This window comes from Pseudomonas sp. EA_35y_Pfl2_R5 (assembly GCF_963970805.1).
In the GTDB taxonomy this organism is placed as follows: domain Bacteria; phylum Pseudomonadota; class Gammaproteobacteria; order Pseudomonadales; family Pseudomonadaceae; genus Aquipseudomonas.
Map to the genome: position 1 here is coordinate 216,971 of NZ_CAXAOW010000003.1, position 17,419 is coordinate 234,389.

Here is a 17,419-nt window from a genome sequence, read left to right on the forward strand (position 1 = left end):
GTTAACGGCTCTCCTGTTGGGCGCTGAGTGGGGCATCGGTCAGGGCATGCAAGGCAAAACTGCGCGCGTAGCCGGCTGGGTCACTGCCGTCCCAGACTTGGCCGTCGAGCAACTGGCTGCTGCGCATGTCACTTGGTATATCAATACCGAGTGCTTCGGCAGCCTGGCGATAGAGGTCTAGCTGCTGCACTTGGCGAGCGATGACCAGGTAGTCTGGATCTTCGCGCAGCAGGCCCCAGCGGCGGAACTGGGTCATAAACCACATGCCATCGGACAGGTAGGGCTGGTTGACCGCGCCGCCTGCGTGAAAGCGTAGTGGATGGGCGTCCTGCCAAGCATGGCCGAGGCCGTCCTGGTACTGGCCGAGAAAGCGCGGCTGGATCGCTGACAGCGGCGCGTCGACATACTCGCTACCACTGAGCAGTTGCGCGGTGCTGCGCTGGTTTTCCTCGCTTTCATCGATAAACCGGCTGGCCTCCAGCATCGCCATGATCAAGGCGCGAGCGCTGTTGGGGTGTTGTTCAGCAAACTCACGGGTACAACCCAGGACTTTTTCCGGGTGATCGGGCCAGATCGCCTGGCTAGTGGTCAGGGTGCAGCCCATCTGTTCATCCACTGCCTGGGCGCTCCAGGGTTCGCCGACGCAGAAGCCATCGATACGCCGGGCCTTGAGGTGGGCGAGCATTTGCGGTGGCGGTACGACGACGCTGTCGACATCGCTGAGCGGGTGAATGCCCTGGCTGGCGAGCCAGTAATTCAGCCACATGGCGTGGGTGCCGGTGGGGAAGGTTTGGGCGAAGGTCAGTTTTGCGCCAGACTGGTGCGCGCGTTGCGCCAATGCGCTGCCAGTGCTCACGCCAGCGGCTTGCAAGGCGGGCGACAAGTTGATGCTCTGACCGTTCTGATTGAGGCCCATCAGCACCGCCATATCGGTGGCAGGCGCGCCACCGAGGCCCAGTTGCACACCATAGATCAGGCCGTAGAGGCTATGGGCCGCATCCAGCTCGCCGCTTAGCAGTTTATCGCGCAGAGTGGCCCAGGATGCCTGGCGCTGCAGGTTAAGCGTCAAGCCATGCTTCTCGGCGAAGCCTTGGGTGGCAGCCACAATGACCGATGCAGCGTCTGTGAGGGCCATAAAGCCGATATTCAGTGCCGGTTTCTCTGGTGTATCGCTGCGGCTGATGTCGTGCTCAATCATGATGCGTTTTTCCTGTGCCCACACAAAAAGGTGCCGTACCAACCGCCGACTTCCATCTGCGATTAGAACGACACCATTGTCTATTCAAGCCGATTCCGCCGTTGGAAAGGCTAATGCCTTAACTCATAGCAAGGCGTATGCCAGAGCACGGGCTGGGCTACAGGCAGAACAAACCCCGCCGTAGCGGGGTTTGCTTTGGATCTGGAAGAGTTGCCTTAACGCTCCAGCATTTGCCTAACCGAGCTTTGCGGGATTTGCTGTTTACGGCCTTCGCTGTCGGTGAATTCGATCATGCCAGTGCCTTTATCCAGCTTCGGCTTCCCATCGCTGGTCAGTAACTGCCCGTCGGTAGTGCTGATGATGTATTCACTGCTGCAGCCGGCCAGGCTGAGCACGCAGAGTGCGGCAATAATCCAGTGCTTCATTAGCCTCTCCTGATAGTCCGTGGTGCATTGTTGCACCCCCATGTCAGAAGGTAGCTGCTGGGCTTTGCCTGGCAAGCCAGGCAGCAAGAAAAAGCCCCGCACTAGGCGGGGCTTCTCTGACGCGGGTAACGCTTAGGCTTGAACGACCGGGATCTGGGCGTTCGCAGCGGCTTCACGGAACTCGGCGATCTGGTCGAAACTCAGGTAGCGGTATACGTCCGCTGCCATGGTGTCGATTTTCTTCGCGTAGACCATGTATTCCTCAACAGTCGGCAGTTTGCCGGTGATGGCTGCAACAGCGGCCAACTCGGCCGAAGCCAGGTAGACGTTGGCACCATCGCCCAAACGGTTGGGGAAGTTACGGGTGGAGGTCGACACCACGGTGGAGTTCGCCTCAACGCGTGCCTGGTTACCCATGCACAGCGAGCAGCCCGGCATTTCCATGCGCGCGCCGGCTTTGCCGTAGATGCCGTAGTAGCCTTCTTCGGTCAGCTGATGCTGGTCCATCTTGGTCGGCGGCGACAGCCACAGACGAGTCGGCAGGGTGCCGTCGACTTTTTCCAGCAACTTACCGGCCGCACGGAAGTGACCGATGTTGGTCATGCACGAACCGATAAACACTTCGTCGATCTTCTCGCCCTGAACGGAGGACAGCAGACGCGCGTCGTCCGGGTCGTTCGGTGCGCAGAGCACCGGCTCGTTGATATCGGCCAGGTCGATTTCGATGATTTCGGCGTACTCGGCGTCCTTGTCGGCTTCCATCAGCTTCGGATCGGCCAACCAGGCTTCCATCGCTTGGGCGCGACGTTCCATGGTGCGGGCATCGCCGTAGCCTTCGCTGATCATCCAGCGCAGCAGGGTGATGTTCGATTGCAGGTATTCGGCAATAGCCTTTTCCGGCAGCTTGATGGTGCAACCGGCGGCGGAGCGCTCGGCGGAGGCGTCGGACAGCTCGAACGCCTGTTCAACGGTCAGCTCGTCCAGACCTTCGATCTCGAGGATGCGGCCGGAGAAGATGTTCTTCTTGCCTTTCTTCTCGACGGTCAGCAGGCCTTTCTGGATGGCCACGTAAGGGATGGCATGGACCAGGTCACGCAGGGTGATGCCCGGTTGCAGTTTGCCCTTGAAGCGCACCAGTACCGACTCCGGCATGTCCAGCGGCATTACGCCAGTGGCAGCGGCGAAGGCAACCAGACCGGAACCGGCTGGGAAGGAGATGCCGATTGGGAAGCGGGTGTGCGAGTCGCCACCAGTGCCGACGGTATCCGGCAGCAGCATGCGGTTCAGCCAGCTGTGGATGATGCCGTCGCCAGGACGCAGGGACACGCCGCCACGGGTGCGGATGAAATCCGGCAGGGTGTGGTGGGTGGTGACGTCGATTGGCTTCGGATAAGCCGCGGTGTGGCAGAACGACTGCATCACCAGGTCAGCGGAGAAGCCCAGGCAAGCCAGGTCTTTCAGCTCATCGCGGGTCATCGGGCCAGTGGTGTCCTGGGAGCCGACGGTGGTCATCTTCGGTTCGCAGTAGGTGCCAGGACGCACGCCTTTGCCTTCCGCCAGACCGCAGGCCTTGCCGACCATTTTCTGCGCCAGGGTGAAACCCTTGGTGCTAGCAGCAGGTGGCTCCGGCAGCTTGAACAGGTCGGTTGGGCCCAGGCCCAGTTCGGCGCGCGCTTTCTCGGTCAGACCGCGACCGATGATCAGCGGGATACGGCCGCCAGCGCGGACTTCGTCGAGCAGTACCGGAGTCTTCATTTCGAAGGTGGTCAGGACTTCGTCGGTGCCGTGCTTGCAGACTTTGCCAGCATGCGGATAGAGGTCGATCACGTCGCCCATATGCATGTTGGAAACGTCGAATTCGATCGGCAGAGCGCCGGCATCTTCCATGGTGTTGTAGAAGATCGGGGCAATTTTGCTGCCGAAGCAGAAGCCGCCCGCACGCTTGTTCGGCACGTACGGGATGTCGTCGCCGAAGAACCACAGCACCGAGTTGGTGGCGGATTTACGCGAGGAACCGGTGCCGACTACGTCTCCGACGTAGGCAATCGGGAAACCTTCGCCGCGCATGGCTTCGATCTGCTTCATCGGGCCGGTGACGCCTTGCTCGTCCGGCACGATGCCGTCACGGGCCATTTTCAGCATGGCCAGGGCGTGCAGCGGGATATCCGGGCGCGACCAGGCGTCTGGAGCCGGCGACAGGTCGTCGGTGTTGGTTTCGCCAGTCACCTTGAATACGCGCAGGCTGATCTTGTCGGCCAGGGTCGGGCGGTTTTTGAACCACTCGCCGTCAGCCCAGGATTGCAGCACGCCTTTGGCGTGAGCGTTACCGTTCTTGGCTTTTTCCGCGACGTCGTGGAAGGCATCGAACATCAGCAGGGTGTGCTTCAGTTGCTCGGCAGTCACGGCAGCCAGTTCGCTGTCGTCGAGCAGCTCAACCAGGGTGGCGATGTTGTAGCCGCCCTGCATGGTGCCGAGCAGCTCAACGGCGTGCTTCTTGTCGATCAGCGGGGAAGTGGCTTCGCCTTTGGCAAGGGCAGAGAGGAAACCGGCCTTGACGTAGGCGGCTTCGTCGACGCCAGGCGGCACGCGGTTGGTGATCAGGTCGAGGAGAAAGGCTTCTTCGCCAGCGGGCGGGGTTTTTAGCAGCTCGATCAGGCCTGCGGTTTGTTCGGCGTTCAGCGGCTGGGGCACGATACCCTGAGCGGCACGCTCTGCTACATGTTTGCGATAGGCTTCAAGCACAGTTATTACCCTCATCAGTGGTCCCAAAGAGTTGTCCGGGACGCGATCCAGAAAACAACAAACCAGGCGCTTCTTGGCTTTATGGGCCGTTCAGCCGAGGTTGTGCTGCTTTCTTGCAGAAGCTGTTTTCAAAGTTTTACGCCGGCAGGATGGGCTGGATGAGGGCTGGTGCCGACACTTGAAGGGTGGCTCAAGGGTCAGCACCAACATCGAACCTGCAGGATTGACTGTGCTCGTGACGCTTTGAAAACAGCTTCCAACGGACGTTGCTGCCTCTAAAAGGCCGGCCGATTCTACTGGAAAGCTTTGACAAAGTTAAGCCAAAGGCCCCGCTTATATGGGGGGAATCTGCCTTAGACAAAGGGCTAACAGGCCGCTGAAAAGTTACTGCACTCGGCAATGCGGCGTTGAAGTCAGCTTCAGAGTGCTCATGTACAGCTCGTACATTGCGCCTCTTCAGCTGACGTCACCTTGCCTTGCTGTCGGCTCGCTACATTTTTCAGCGGCCTGTTAAGATGCCAGCCTGTCCGCCAGTACCCATGCCTTTCGTTATGTCCAACCAACGTATCAAAACCCCTTGTGTCGGCCTGTGTTCCACTGTGTACGGCGATTTGGTCTGCCGTGGCTGCAAGCGCTTCCATCATGAGGTGATCAACTGGAACGGCTATAACGACGAAGAAAAGCGCGCCGTGTGGCTGCGCCTAGAGGTGCTGTTGGTGCAGGTTATGGCGGCTAAAGTGGAGGTTTTCGATGCGGATCGCCTACGGATGCAGCTGGAACAACGCAGGATTCGCTTTGTGCCGCAGCAATCGCCGTATTGCTGGGCCTACCAGCTGATCGCCCGTGGCGCGCGGGTAATCAGTCAGTTGGAGGCTTATGGCATGGTGCTGCTGCCAGAGTTTCGCTATTGGAGCCTGCCGGAATTGCGTGACGCGATTGATCGCGAGTTCTTTCTGCTGTCCGAGGCGCATTACGAGCGCTATATAGCGCCGCGCTTTCTCCTCGAAGGGCTGGAGATAAGAGTCTGAGTAGGTCTTTTAAATGAAAAAGCCGCCTGTTTAGGCGGCTTTTTTGTTGAGCTGCAGTTGAGTTAGCGCTGGGCGACCAGCTCTTCCAGGTGGGCGATGATGTCGTCCGGCTTGAGCACCAGGATGTCGCTTTCCAGCGAGTCGAGAATTACCTCAGCTGTATTGCCAATCAGCGCGCCGGAAATTCCGGTGCGCGCCACGGTGCCGATCACCGTCACGCCAGCGTTGAGGCGGTGCGCAGCCTGGGGGATCAGCACATCGGCCGGGCCTTCGGCGATATGCAGGCGCTCATCACTGATCTCGTATTCAGCTTGGAACGCTTTGCATTGCTCGCGGTAGCGCGCCTCGATGGTTTCCTTGAGCTGGAAAGTCGGGTCGGCAGCAGAAAGCATGGGCGTCGGGTGGGCGCTGATCACATGCAGTTCGGCCTTGGCCAGGGCGGCGATATCAAAGCCATGGCTGACGATGCTGGTGTGCAGGGTGCGGTGTTCGCTGTCGGCATTACCGACATCGACCGCCGCCAGGATGGCAGTGCCGGCCCAGGATTTTTCGGTTTTCACCATCAGCACCGGCGCCGGACAGTAGCGCAGCAGTTTCCAGTCATCGGGGGTGAGCAGGGCTTTTTTCAGCGGGTTATCGGGGAAGTGCTGCTTGATCACCAGGCCGCAGCCCTCGGCTTGCTGCACGTTGATGATGGTCTGGTGCAGGTTTTCATCCCAGGCCTGTTGGCTGGTGGTGCTGAAGCCTTCGCCGTTGAGCAAGCCGGTAAGATCGCGCAGGTAGCCGCTGTGATCACTTTTCTTGTCGCACACCAGTAAGTGCAGGTGCGATTGAGTAACGCCAGCAATCAGTTTGGCGCGTTTCAGGGCCAAGTCTTCCGTGTGATTGGGCTCCATCACTACCAAAATGCTGCGAATAGCTTGCATGATCATCTCCATGTGCAGTCAGTTGTACTGTTTATCACTATAGATCGCCGCCACTGGCTTGCTGCTTGATCGGTGTCAATCGAGTGGCTGTTCGCGCGCTCATTCGTATAATGACGGCCTTCAAGCCGCACCATCCAAGCCCGCCCATTTTTGTGAATTTATGTATCTGTTAGCCGAAATCGATAATTTGCTGCGTTGCGCCACTCATCAGCCCTGGCACGGCCGGACGCCGAGCGTGCGCCCATGAACCTGCCGGAAATTCACGAGTTTCTCGGCTGCCGCACGCCGGATGGCTGGATCACCGCCGCTTTGGCGGACCAGCAGACCCTGTTGATCGACCATAAAAACTGCGAATTCAAGGCCGCGAGCACTGCGCTGAGCCTGATGGCCAAGTACAGCACCTACGTCGACCTACTCAACGCCATGTCGCGTCTGGCCCGTGAGGAGCTGGTGCACCATGAGCAGGTGCTGCGCATCATGAAGCGCCGCAAGATCGGCCTGCGCCCAGTCTCGGCGGCGCGCTACGCCTCAGGCCTGCGTAAGGTGGTGCGCACCCATGAGCCGCACAAACTGGTGGACACCCTGGTGGTGGGCGCCTTTATCGAGGCACGCAGTTGCGAACGCTTCGAGGCCCTGGTGCCGCACTTGGATGAAGAACTGGGCAAGTTCTACTTCGGCTTGCTGAAAAGCGAGGCGCGGCACTTTCAGAACTACCTGAAACTGGCTTATCAGTACGGCGAGGCGCGTGATGTAGACCAGGCCATCGAACGGGTGAGGGTGGCCGAGCGCGAGCTGATCGAGTTTCCGGACACTGAGTTCCGCTTTCACAGCGGTGTGCCGCCGCTCTAAAACAAAAAAGCGCCCAGTAGGGCGCTTTTTTGTAGGCCGTGTGCGGTGCTTACTGCTGCACTTTCAGGTCTAGCGCCAGATCGCGCGCCGCCTTGGTGGCCAGTACGCCCATCAGCTGGCCAATTTCATCCTGGCGGCTGCTTGCGCCGTCATTGCTGCCGCCCATCATTACGCTAGGTACTGGGGCTTGCGCGGCTGCCTGTGCCCAGACCTTGTTAATTTCGATCAGGGCATCCAACTTGGGTTGCAGTGCGCCATCGGCCTTGATCACCGCTTCGCGGGCGTAGGCTTCGGCGTCAGCGGTGATTTTTGTCGCATCGGCGGTGATCGCCGCCTTGTCGCGTAGCAGTTCGGCGGTCTGCTTCTCGATCTCGGCCCGGCCTTTTTCGCGCTCGGCGTTGATCCGTGCCAGTTGTTTTTCGGTTTCCGCTTGGGTGGTGCGCTCGATCTGATCACGCAGGGTTTCCTGGCGGCGCGCTTCCACCTCCTTTTCACCGCGGGCGGTCACCAGCAGCTTTTCTTCCTCTTCCTTCAAGCGGTTCTGCCGCGCAACCGCCAGCTCAGCCAAGGCTTGCTGCACTTTGACCATGCGCTGTTTGTATTGCGGGTTGGGATCGACGTTAGTGATGCGCGCCTCGACCACCTCAACGCCATATTTGCGGAACTGCTGCTGTTTGCGTACAGGGATGCCCTTGCTGTCCATCACCTTTTCAGTGATGAACTGGCTGACATTGTTGTCGCCGAATGCGCCCTGTTCGGTGCCGGCTTGCAGGATGGCGGTCTGGCTTGGCTGATGACCGCGCGGGCCGCGGATTTCCTTGCGCTTGATCAGGTAGAGGCCGTCATTGAGCTGGTTCTCGAACTCAGCGGCGAACTCGCTACGCGCGCCGGCGTAGAAATCGTCAGCGCTCATCAATGAGGCGGTGGCCTGTAGGGTTTCCTTGATAGCCGGCACCAGAGCAGTTTTGATGAAATTTTCTGGATTACGGTATTCCTGGGCGATCTTCAGGAACTGTTCACCCGCCGGTAGGCGAAAGCGTGCGGATGACTCGACCTTGGCGTCGACGTTGCCGAGAAACACGATGGGGAAGGCTTCGATGGTCGCGCCGAGAGAATCATTGTCGCTGCTGTCATCGATGGCCAGGGCTTCGGTGAGTACCGATTGCACACTCAGGGCCTTCTTCCAGGCAGTGGCGCGGCCGAACCATTTGGTGGCATAGCCAACGTCGTCGACCACTTTCTCTTCGCCGAAGATGGTCCGCACATGGGTGGCGAAACCGGCTTCGTTATAGAAGAACACACTGTTGAAGGTGACAAAGCTGAGCGCAATAACTGCAACCGGCGCGATGGCGTATTTAAAAAGATGTTCCTTGCTGAGCAGCATGATCGGTCCCTGATGGCATTTTGAGGGCGCTGATCCTGAGGACCGGCGCAAAATCCGTCAAGGGGGTGCAGGGCGGCACTTTGTGCGCGCTATCAAAGTTCACGCGGGTTACAGATCGAAGGCGCTTTGCTGCAAGCCTTGGCGGTCTGCCTGCAGTGCCCAGCCTTGTTTATCCCAGTCGCCAAGCACAATGCGTTGGGCGGGTTGGCCGTTGACCTGTAACTGATGTGTGGCGGGGCGATGGGTATGGCCGTGAATCAGCGTACGTACGCCGTGCTCGGCCATGATGTGCGGCACTTCATCCGGGGTGACATCGACAATCTCGCTGGCTTTCATCCGCGTTTGCGTGCGGCTTTCATTGCGCAGCTTGCGCGCCAGTTTTTGCCGAGTACTCAACGGTAGGTTGCGCAGGATAAACAGTGAGATCGGGTTGCGCAGCCAACGGCGCAGCTTCATGTAGCCAATGTCCTGAGTGCACAGGCTGTCGCCGTGCATCAGCAGCACGCGCTCGCCATTCAGTTCAATCACGCAAGGGTCGGGCAACAACGTGCAGCCCGCTTCGCGGCAGAAGGCTTTGCCGATCAAGAAGTCGCGATTGCCATGCATCAAATAGATGCGCGTACCACGCTCGCTGAGTTGGCGCAGGGCCTGGGCAATCGAGCGCTGGAAAGGGCTGATGGCATCGTCACCGATCCACACTTCGAAGAAGTCGCCCAGGATATACAGCGCCTGAGCCTGAGCCGCGCGGGTTTCGAGAAAATGCAGGAACGCCCGGCTGATATCCGGGCGTTCCTGTTCAAGATGCAGATCGGAGATCAGTAGAATCACTCAACGATCTCGGCACGCTCGATGATTACGTCATCAACCGGTACATCCTGGTGGCCGGATTTGCTGGTGGTGGCAACGGCCTTGATGGCGTTGACCACGTCCATGCCTTCAACTACTTCACCGAACACTGCATAGCCCCAGCCTTGTACGGTCGGCGCGCTGTGGTTGAGGAAGCTGTTGTCGCCAACGTTGATAAAGAACTGTGCGCTGGCCGAATGCGGCTCCATGGTACGGGCCATGGCTACGGTGCCGATCTTGTTGGCGACGCCGTTGTTGGCTTCGTTCTTGATCGGTGCGCGGGTGGTTTTCTGCTTCATGCCCGGCTCGAAACCGCCGCCCTGGATCATGAAGTTGCTGATTACGCGGTGGAATACCGTGTTGTCGTAGTGGCCTTCCGAGACGTACTGCTTGAAGTTGGCCACGGTTTCCGGGGCTTTGTCTTCGAACAGGTTAAGGGTGATAACGCCGTGGTTGGTGTGCAGCTTGATCATGGAGGTAATCGCTCTGTCGATAAATCCGTGAGCCGCTGAATTTCCAGCAAAGGGCATTGCAGCGGTTCTTGGGCCTGTCAGGGGGTTGACAGCTTCGGCTATGATAAGCGCTTTGTATAAGCCGGCCTACCCTGAGAGCCTGTACGCAACCTGCTGCGCGTTGGCTAAACGGCGTTGAAAACCACCTCGGAATGCTCATTTACACTCGTAAACTCCGCTTCCTCGGCTATTTTCGCCACCGTTTAGCTCTAGCTCGCAAGGTTGTGAACAGGCTCTGAAACGTGCCACGCACTCGCCAAGGACCCCATGAGCAAGCCAGAAACTGTCGCCGCCGCTAACTTTCTTCGTCCCATCGTCCAGGCCGATCTGGATGCCGGTAAGCACGCGAAAATCATCACCCGCTTCCCGCCGGAGCCCAATGGCTACCTGCATATTGGCCACGCCAAGTCGATCTGCCTGAACTTCGGCCTGGCCAAGGAAATGGGTGGCGAGTGCAATCTGCGTTTTGATGACACCAACCCGGCCAAGGAAGACCAGGAATATATCGACGCGATCAAGAGCGACGTGCAGTGGCTGGGCTTTCAGTGGGCTGGCGAGGAGCGCTATGCCTCCAACTATTTTGACCAGCTGCATGCCTGGGCCATTGAGCTGATCAAGGCGGGCAAGGCCTTTGTCTGCGACCTGGACGCCGAAGAAATGCGCGCCTACCGCGGCAACCTCACCGAGCCGGGCAAGAACAGCCCGTTCCGTGAGCGCAGCGTTGAGGAGAACCTTGATCTGTTTGCCCGCATGAAAGCAGGCGAGTTCGCCGATGGTGCCCGCTCGCTGCGCGCGAAGATCGACATGGCCTCGCCGAACATCAACTTGCGCGATCCGATTCTCTATCGTATTCGTCATGCCCATCATCACCAAACGGGTGATAAGTGGTGCATCTACCCGAGCTATGACTTTACCCACGGGCAGTCGGATGCCATCGAAGGCGTGACGCATTCAATCTGCACCTTGGAGTTTGAAGATCATCGTCCGCTTTACGAGTGGTTCTTGGCGCAACTGCCAGTCCCGGCGCAGCCGCGTCAGTACGAATTCGCTCGTCTGAACCTGAACTACACCATCACCAGCAAGCGCAAGCTCAAGCAGCTGGTTGATGAAAAGCACGTTAATGGCTGGGACGACCCGCGTATGTCGACCCTCTCGGGCTTCCGTCGCCGTGGCTACACCCCTGCATCGATCCGTACCTTCTGCGACATGATCGGCGTCAACCGCGCCGGCGGCGTGGTCGATGTTGGCATGCTGGAATTCGCTATTCGTGATGATCTCGACGCCAACGCGGCTCGTGCCATGTGCGTACTCAAACCGCTGAAAGTAGTGATCACCAACTACCCGGAAGATAAGGTCGAGAACCTCGAACTGCCGCGCCATCCGAAGCAGGATATGGGCCTACGCGTGCTGCCGTTTAGCCGTGAGATTTATATTGACGCCAGCGACTTCGAAGAAGTCCCGCCGGCCGGCTTCAAGCGTTTGATCCCCGGTGGCGAAGCGCGTCTGCGTGGTAGCTACGTGATCCGCGCCGACGAAGCCATCAAGGATGCCGAAGGCAATATCGTCGAACTGCGCTGCAGCTATGACGAGAACACCCTGGGCAAGAACCCTGAAGGCCGCAAGGTCAAGGGTGTGATCCACTGGGTGCCGGCAGCCGAAAGCGTTGAGTGCGAAGTGCGTCTGTATGACCGCCTGTTCCGCTCTGCCAACCCGGAGAAAGACGAAGAGGGCGGCAGCTTCCTCGACAACATCAACCCGGATTCGTTGGTAGTGCTCAAGGGCTGTCGCGCTGAGCCATCGCTGGCCGAAGCTGCACCGGAAGAGCGTTTCCAGTTCGAGCGTGAAGGCTACTTCTGCGCCGATATGAAGGACAGCAAGCCGGGTGCGCCGGTGTTTAACCGTACCGTGACGTTGCGTGACTCCTGGGCCTAAGAGTCTGTCTCGGATCTGCTGCGCGTCGGCAATACTGCGTTAAAAATGGCCTCGGAATGCTCATTTACAGCTGTAAACTCCGCTTCCTCGGCCATTTTTGCCTTGTATCGCTCTAGCTCGCCAGATCCGAAACAGGCTCTAGTGCCCAGTCGCTCTGATTAGAACCGGGCCGGTATGCCGGCCCGTGGTTTTCCAAGGAATGCCGATGCTCTCGATCTACAACACGCTGACCAAAAGCAAAGAAGTCTTCAAGCCGCTGGACGGTAACAAGGTGCGCATGTACGTGTGCGGCATGACCGTATACGACTACTGCCATATCGGCCACGGCCGCAGCATGGTGGCCTTTGATCTGGTAACCCGGTGGTTGCGCTTCAGCGGTTATGACCTGACCTACGTGCGCAACATCACCGACATCGAAGACAAGATCATCAATCGCGCCCGGGAGAACGATGAGCCGTTCGACGTGCTGACCGAACGCATGATCGCTGCGATGCACGAGGACGAGGCGCGTCTCAATATCCTCAAACCAGACATGGAACCGCGCGCTACGGATCACATTCCGGGCATGCTGAGCATGATCCAGATCTTGATAGACAAGGGTTACGCCTACGCTCCGGGCAATGGTGATGTGTACTACCGCGTCGCCAAGTTCATGGGCTACGGCAAGCTGTCGCGTAAGAAGATCGAAGACCTGCGCATCGGCGCGCGCATTGAAGTGGACGAAGCCAAGCAGGATCCGCTGGACTTCGTCCTGTGGAAAGGCGTCAAACCCGGCGAGCCGAGCTGGGAATCGCCGTGGGGCGCGGGTCGTCCGGGCTGGCATATCGAGTGCTCGGTCATGTCGACCTGCTGCCTGGGCGAGACCTTTGATATTCATGGCGGCGGCAGCGACCTGGAATTCCCGCACCACGAGAACGAGATCGCCCAGAGCGAGGCGGCCACCGGCAAGCCTTACGCCAACGCCTGGATGCACTGCGGGATGATCCGCATCAACGGCGAGAAGATGTCCAAGTCATTGAACAACTTCTTCACCATTCGCGATGTGCTGGAGAAGTACCACCCCGAGGTGGTGCGCTACCTGCTGGTGTCCAGCCACTACCGCAGCCCGATCAACTACTCCGAAGAAAGCCTCAAGGACGCCAAGAGCGCCCTGGAGCGCTTCTACAACGCGCTTAAAGGTCTGCCGGAAGCAGCGCCGGTGGGTGGCGAAGCCTTTGTCGAGCGTTTTGCCGCAGCCATGAACGATGACTTCGGCACGCCGGAAGCCTGCGCCGTGCTGTTCGAGCTGGCGCGTGAGATCAACCGCCTGCGTGAAAACGATGTGCAGGCGGCTGCCGGCCTGGCGGCGCGGCTGAAGGAACTGGCCGGAGTGCTCGGTGTGTTGCAGCTTGAGCCTGAGGCTTTCCTGCAGGCCGGTGCCGCCGGCAAGGTCGATGCTGCCGAGGTTGAGGCGTTGATCGCTGCGCGCCTGCAGGCCCGCGCTGAGAAGAACTGGGGCGAGTCTGACCGTATCCGCGATCAGCTCACCGCCATGGGCGTGGTACTGGAAGACGGCAAGGGTGGCACTACCTGGCGTTTGGCTGAGTAAGGTAGGTGTTGGATTAAACAGGCCGCTTTCGAGCGGCTTGTTTATTTGCGGCGATAGATACAGAGGGAAGATTCAATGCACGTCAGTCGTCTATCGCGAACCTTGCTTGCGTTGCTGCTCTGGGCGGCGGCCTTGTATGTGCTGCTCTGCGTTGCTTTGCTGGTGTTCCAGCGTTCGCTTATCTACTTTCCGCAGCCCCGCGCTATCGATAATCCCACCACGCTGCTCAAACTGCCCATAGAGGATGGCGAGGTGCTGATTTCCACCCGGTCACTCGAGGGGCGCAATGCCCTGATCTATTTCGGTGGTAACGGCGAGGATGTTTCCCTCAATCTGCCTGAGTTTTCCCAGGCTTTCAGCGACCATGCGCTCTACCTGCTGCATTACCGAGGCTATGGCGGAAGCAGCGGCACGCCCACAGAAGAGGCTATTCAGGCCGATGCGCTTGCCTTGTTTGACCAGGCTTATGCTCAGCATCCTTGCATTGTGGTGGTGGGACGCAGTTTAGGCTCGGGCGTGGCGGTGCGCCTTGCCAGTCAGCGGCCGGCAGCCCGTTTGATTCTGATTACGCCTTACAACAGCATCCAAGAACTGGCGCAGAGCCGGTTCCCGTATATCCCCGTACAGTGGCTGCTTAAGGACAAATTCGAGTCCTGGAAGTACGCCCAGCAGATACGTATTCCAACACTGTTGATCGCGGCCGAGCAGGATCAGGTCATCCCTCGCGCCAGCACCGATGCACTTTTCAACCATTTCGCCACGGGTGTAGCTGAGCTCAAGGTTATTCCGGCAGCGGGACACAACTCGTTATCGCAAAGCCAGGAGTACCTCAAGCTACTTAAGGGCGCGTTGTGTGAAGGCTAACGCGGTGCTCGCCTGTCTTGGCATTGTTGACCGCTGTTCGTGAGATGGTGAACAGGCTCATAACGGTCATTTGTAACCGTTAGGCCGCAAGGCTTAGTTCCACAACCAGTTCCACAGCCCCGGCAGGCGGGCGTATTGCTGTGGGTCGCCGAGGGCGCGTCTTAAGGCCGCGCGTTGCAGGGCATCGCGCTGGTCATAGAACGGCTGCTTGTCGGTGGCCAGGCCAACGTCTTCGGCCACATCCATCAGGATTTGCAGGTATTCCTGCATATGCCGCGCGGTGTAGGGGTTGAGGTCGTGGAAGGTCACCACCACCGGGATAACCCCATCTACTGCAGGCAAGGCGCCAACGCTGATCTGTTGTGCGGCGCGCGCGAGCTGGTCTCGCAGATTACTGCGCCGGCGCAGGCTGCCGTTGATGCCCCAAGTCTTGCCATCGTGGGCGCTCAAATCGGTCAGCAGCAAACGCAGGCCATGCGCCTGGTAGGCGGCGAAGGTTCGTTCGTCGTAGTTCCAGAAGGGTGGCCGTACCAGGCGCGGGGCGGCACCGCTGATGGCCGTGAGGTCGGCTACGCCATCTCTCAGCGACTGCTCCAGTTCGGCAGGGCTAAGGAAACGGTGGTTGGCATGCCCCGGCGTGGCGGTATGAAAACCCAGCAGATGCCCTTCACGTTGCTGGCGCTGCAGTAGCGCCTGACCCTTTACGCTACCGCCAGCTGCGGCGGCGCGAGTCTGAACAAAGAACAGCGCTTTGATTCCTGGCTGGATCGGGTTGTCTGCCAGAGTATCGAGGATCTGCTCGGTTGGATTGTCGCGGGTGTCGGCGCTGGGACCGTCATCAAAACTCAGGAGAAAGCGTATCGGCTCAATCTCTGGGTTGGGTTGCGGTGGTGCAACGCTGCTGCAGGCGCTCAATAAAATGCTGATCAATACGGCGCCGCTCCATAGGAGCAGCGACGGAACTGGCGAAAAAGCGTTTGTTGGAATTGCCGGGTAACGCATTAGGCTTTGGCTCGCGAAAGGACAGGGGCGGCGGGATCGAGCAACGGCAATAGAGGCGGACGCGGAGTCTATGCGGCTATGGCCGCCGGGGATATCTGTGTTTGGCTGTTATCGATTTCGACCCTGTTTGAGCCCTATAGGTTCATGGCCGGCGCAGCTCATAGGTTTATCGCGCTGACCGGTCCCTGCCACCTGCAGTCAGGGTTGGGAGGAGGATTTAGCGTTCCATCAGCCCCGTTTCCCGTAGCCGTTTGTACAACGTGTTGCGGCTAACCCCGAGGCTGCGCGCCAGGTGCGAGACATTGCCGCCGCAGGCTTGGTACTGACTGGCTAGATCATCCGCGCTGGTGCTGGCCAACGGTTGCGGAGATGGCTGGATGGTGGGTGTTTGCGCGACTGGTGGTTGCAAATCGGCAAAGAAATCATCCGGCAGGTGTTCGGCGCGGATCTGCTGGTCTTCGGCCATGGCCAGAGCGATCTGCAGGACGCTACTCAACTGGCGCAGGTTGCCGGGCCAGGGGTGACGCTCGAACAGGTTCAGCACGTCTTGGCTTAACCCCGCCCATTGCTGTGGCTCGCGGTGGTAATCCCAGATGCGCTGAATCATGGCCGCCTTGTCGGTGCGTTCACGTAGCGGCGGCAGTTCCAGGTTGAGGCCGCTGATGCGGTAGTAGAGATCCTGGCGAAACAGCCCGCTCTCTACATCCTGGCGCAACGGGCGGTTGGTGGCGGAAATCAGGCGGATATCCACAGGGTACAGCTCACTGCTGCCCAGCGGCTGTACGCAGCGCTCCTGCAATACCCGCAGCAGGCGGGCCTGTACACGCAGCGGCATATCGCCGACTTCGTCGAGAAACAGCGTACCTTTGTCGGCTTTGCGGATCAGGCCAACGCTGCCTTTCTGATTGGCCCCGGTAAACGCACCTTTTTCATAGCCGAACAGCTCAGACTCCACCAACTCGGCGGGAATGGCCGCGCAGTTGACTGCAATAAAGGCTTGGCTGGCCCGCGAGCTGGCGTGATGCAGGGCTTTGACGAAGACTTCCTTGCCCACCCCCGTTTCACCATGCACCAGAATCGGAATGTTCTTTTCCAGTAGCCGCTCGGCCTGACGCACGGCTTTGTCGACGCGTGGGTCGCCGAGGTTGAGCGAGGCCAGGGTGAACGAATTGCGATTGGCGCTGGCCGGCGGCTGCTGGGCTTGGCGAAAGTCACGGGCCTGGATCGGCGAGGGTTGTTGCGGACGTTTGATCTGCGCGTGAAAGCGAAAGCGCCCGCTGGCGCGCAGGTTGAACGGCTGCGCCTCGGGCTGATTGAGCAGTTGCTGCAACGGCACGTCGAACAGGCTTTCGATATTCACCTGGGCCAGGCCCACGCCCAACAGGCTATCGGCGCGGCGATTGGCGGAAACCACTTGGCCTTGCTCGTCGAAGATCAACAACCCGGCCCAGGGGCTGCTGAGGTTATCCAGGCTGGTGTTAAAGCTCAGCTGAAAATACCGCTGCTGGAACAGGTTAAGGATCAGTCGGTTTTCCACCGATTGGCTCATCATCTTGACCATGCCGAGGGTGTGTGAGGGCGGCAGGTAGCTGTCGCTCGACACATCCAGCACCGCAATCATCTGCCGTTGCTCATCAAAAATCGGCGAGGCCGAGCCAGTCATAAAGCGATTGGCTTTGAGAAAGTGTTCATCGTGCTGGATGTGTACCGCTTGGCCGCAACTCAGGGCCGTGCCGATGGCATTGGTACCGGTGTAGCGCTCCAGCCAGGTGGCCCCAGCGACAAAGCCGGCCGCGCGGCTGGGTTCGATAAAGCGTTGGTCGCCCCAGGACTGCAGCACCTGGCCCTGGTGGTCGGCCAGCATGATCAGGCAATTGGAGTTAGCCAGGATGGTGCCGTAGTAGGGCAGCACCTCCTTGTGGGTGGTGTGCACCAGGGCGTGCTGGCTTTCCAGCAGGGCGCTGATTTGGCCGCGCTCGGGCTGGCTGAAAATCGGTGTGCTCTGGTGGGTCAGGCCGTAGTCACGGCAGCGTGTCCAGGAGTCCTGGATGATTGTCTCGTGGGGCAGGGCGGTGACAGCGTCAGCCATGACAGGTATCTCGCGCGGGTTCTTGTTGTTATGG

At 59.3% G+C, this 17,419-nt stretch carries 14 protein-coding genes; 5 read left to right on the forward strand and 9 right to left on the reverse strand.

The window, feature by feature from the left end; genetic code table 11:
- Position 1: 1 nt before the first annotated feature.
- From AACX99_RS08195 to acnB, 3 genes are all read right to left on the reverse strand, one after another.
- Positions 2-1,198 (reverse strand): CmpA/NrtA family ABC transporter substrate-binding protein, encoded by a 1,197-nt coding sequence (locus tag AACX99_RS08195; protein ID WP_339410896.1) that lies wholly within the window; start codon positions 1,196-1,198, stop codon positions 2-4.
- Between the two features lie 215 nt (positions 1,199-1,413).
- Complete coding sequence (locus AACX99_RS08200; RefSeq protein WP_339410898.1) at positions 1,414-1,623, reverse strand: YgdI/YgdR family lipoprotein; 210 nt, start codon at positions 1,621-1,623, stop codon at positions 1,414-1,416.
- A gap of 132 nt (positions 1,624-1,755) precedes the next feature.
- Positions 1,756-4,365 carry a bifunctional aconitate hydratase 2/2-methylisocitrate dehydratase gene (acnB, locus tag AACX99_RS08205; RefSeq protein WP_339411458.1) on the reverse strand — a complete coding sequence of 870 codons (2,610 nt, stop codon included), beginning with the start codon at positions 4,363-4,365 and terminating at the stop codon, positions 1,756-1,758.
- A gap of 551 nt (positions 4,366-4,916) precedes the next feature.
- Here acnB and AACX99_RS08210 point away from each other — a divergent pair.
- The gene (locus tag AACX99_RS08210) at positions 4,917-5,393 is read left to right on the forward strand and encodes a DUF1289 domain-containing protein (RefSeq protein ID WP_339410899.1); all 477 of its coding nucleotides are present in this window, start codon (positions 4,917-4,919) and stop codon (positions 5,391-5,393) included.
- A gap of 62 nt (positions 5,394-5,455) precedes the next feature.
- Here the strand turns inward: AACX99_RS08210 and AACX99_RS08215 are convergent, their stop codons facing one another.
- On the reverse strand, positions 5,456-6,319 hold the full coding sequence (locus AACX99_RS08215) for a universal stress protein (RefSeq protein WP_339410901.1): 864 nt from the start codon (positions 6,317-6,319) through the stop codon (positions 5,456-5,458).
- A gap of 243 nt (positions 6,320-6,562) precedes the next feature.
- Here AACX99_RS08215 and AACX99_RS08220 point away from each other — a divergent pair, with 243 nt between their 5' ends.
- Positions 6,563-7,168 (forward strand): tRNA-(ms[2]io[6]A)-hydroxylase, encoded by a 606-nt coding sequence (locus AACX99_RS08220; RefSeq protein ID WP_339410903.1) that lies wholly within the window; start codon positions 6,563-6,565, stop codon positions 7,166-7,168.
- A gap of 49 nt (positions 7,169-7,217) precedes the next feature.
- Here AACX99_RS08220 and AACX99_RS08225 read toward each other — a convergent pair whose 3' ends face one another.
- The 3 genes from AACX99_RS08225 to AACX99_RS08235 all read right to left on the reverse strand — a co-directional run bounded on the left by AACX99_RS08225 (position 7,218) and on the right by AACX99_RS08235 (position 9,871).
- Positions 7,218-8,552, reverse strand: coding sequence for an SPFH domain-containing protein (locus AACX99_RS08225; protein ID WP_339410904.1), 1,335 nt, complete (start codon positions 8,550-8,552; stop codon positions 7,218-7,220).
- Between the two features lie 108 nt (positions 8,553-8,660).
- Complete coding sequence (gene lpxH / locus AACX99_RS08230; protein WP_339410906.1) at positions 8,661-9,380, reverse strand: UDP-2,3-diacylglucosamine diphosphatase; 720 nt, start codon at positions 9,378-9,380, stop codon at positions 8,661-8,663.
- A complete protein-coding gene (locus tag AACX99_RS08235; protein WP_090386745.1) occupies positions 9,377-9,871 on the reverse strand; it encodes a peptidylprolyl isomerase in 495 nt (164 codons plus the stop codon). The genes lpxH and AACX99_RS08235 overlap by 4 nt, the downstream gene beginning before the upstream one ends.
- 306 nt (positions 9,872-10,177) lie before the next feature.
- On the opposite strand from AACX99_RS08235, the gene AACX99_RS08240 reads away from it, so the two are divergent.
- The 3 genes from AACX99_RS08240 to AACX99_RS08250 all read left to right on the forward strand — a co-directional run bounded on the left by AACX99_RS08240 (position 10,178) and on the right by AACX99_RS08250 (position 14,294).
- Positions 10,178-11,842: a glutamine--tRNA ligase/YqeY domain fusion protein gene (locus tag AACX99_RS08240; protein WP_339410908.1), complete on the forward strand. Its 1,665-nt coding sequence runs from the start codon at positions 10,178-10,180 to the stop codon at positions 11,840-11,842.
- 205 nt (positions 11,843-12,047) lie between these two features.
- Positions 12,048-13,430 (forward strand): cysteine--tRNA ligase, encoded by a 1,383-nt coding sequence (gene cysS, locus AACX99_RS08245; protein ID WP_339410910.1) that lies wholly within the window; start codon positions 12,048-12,050, stop codon positions 13,428-13,430.
- Between the two features lie 75 nt (positions 13,431-13,505).
- Positions 13,506-14,294, forward strand: a complete 789-nt coding sequence (locus AACX99_RS08250) for an alpha/beta hydrolase (RefSeq protein ID WP_339410912.1) — start codon at positions 13,506-13,508, stop codon at positions 14,292-14,294.
- Positions 14,295-14,387: 93 nt separating this feature from the next.
- Here the strand turns inward: AACX99_RS08250 and AACX99_RS08255 are convergent, their stop codons facing one another.
- Positions 14,388-15,224, reverse strand: a complete 837-nt coding sequence (locus AACX99_RS08255) for a polysaccharide deacetylase family protein (RefSeq protein ID WP_445261845.1) — start codon at positions 15,222-15,224, stop codon at positions 14,388-14,390.
- A 289-nt stretch (positions 15,225-15,513) separates the two neighbouring features.
- Positions 15,514-17,385 carry a sigma-54-dependent Fis family transcriptional regulator gene (locus AACX99_RS08260; RefSeq protein ID WP_339410914.1) on the reverse strand — a complete coding sequence of 624 codons (1,872 nt, stop codon included), beginning with the start codon at positions 17,383-17,385 and terminating at the stop codon, positions 15,514-15,516.
- Positions 17,386-17,419: the final 34 nt, after the last annotated feature.

Excerpts from the sequence above, each read along its gene's own strand:
- AACX99_RS08195 (WP_339410896.1), bottom strand. The coding sequence starts at position 1,198 with ATGATTGAGCACGACATCAGCCGCAGCGATACACCAGAGAAACCGGCA.
- AACX99_RS08200 (WP_339410898.1), bottom strand. The coding sequence starts at position 1,623 with ATGAAGCACTGGATTATTGCCGCACTCTGCGTGCTCAGCCTGGCCGGC.
- AACX99_RS08210 (WP_339410899.1), top strand. The coding sequence starts at position 4,917 with ATGTCCAACCAACGTATCAAAACCCCTTGTGTCGGCCTGTGTTCCACT.
- AACX99_RS08215 (WP_339410901.1), bottom strand. The coding sequence starts at position 6,319 with ATGCAAGCTATTCGCAGCATTTTGGTAGTGATGGAGCCCAATCACACG.
- AACX99_RS08220 (WP_339410903.1), top strand. The coding sequence starts at position 6,563 with ATGAACCTGCCGGAAATTCACGAGTTTCTCGGCTGCCGCACGCCGGAT.
- AACX99_RS08225 (WP_339410904.1), bottom strand. The coding sequence starts at position 8,552 with ATGCTGCTCAGCAAGGAACATCTTTTTAAATACGCCATCGCGCCGGTT.
- AACX99_RS08235 (WP_090386745.1), bottom strand. The coding sequence starts at position 9,871 with ATGATCAAGCTGCACACCAACCACGGCGTTATCACCCTTAACCTGTTC.
- AACX99_RS08240 (WP_339410908.1), top strand. The coding sequence starts at position 10,178 with ATGAGCAAGCCAGAAACTGTCGCCGCCGCTAACTTTCTTCGTCCCATC.
- cysS (WP_339410910.1), top strand. The coding sequence starts at position 12,048 with ATGCTCTCGATCTACAACACGCTGACCAAAAGCAAAGAAGTCTTCAAG.
- AACX99_RS08250 (WP_339410912.1), top strand. The coding sequence starts at position 13,506 with ATGCACGTCAGTCGTCTATCGCGAACCTTGCTTGCGTTGCTGCTCTGG.
- AACX99_RS08260 (WP_339410914.1), bottom strand. The coding sequence starts at position 17,385 with ATGGCTGACGCTGTCACCGCCCTGCCCCACGAGACAATCATCCAGGAC.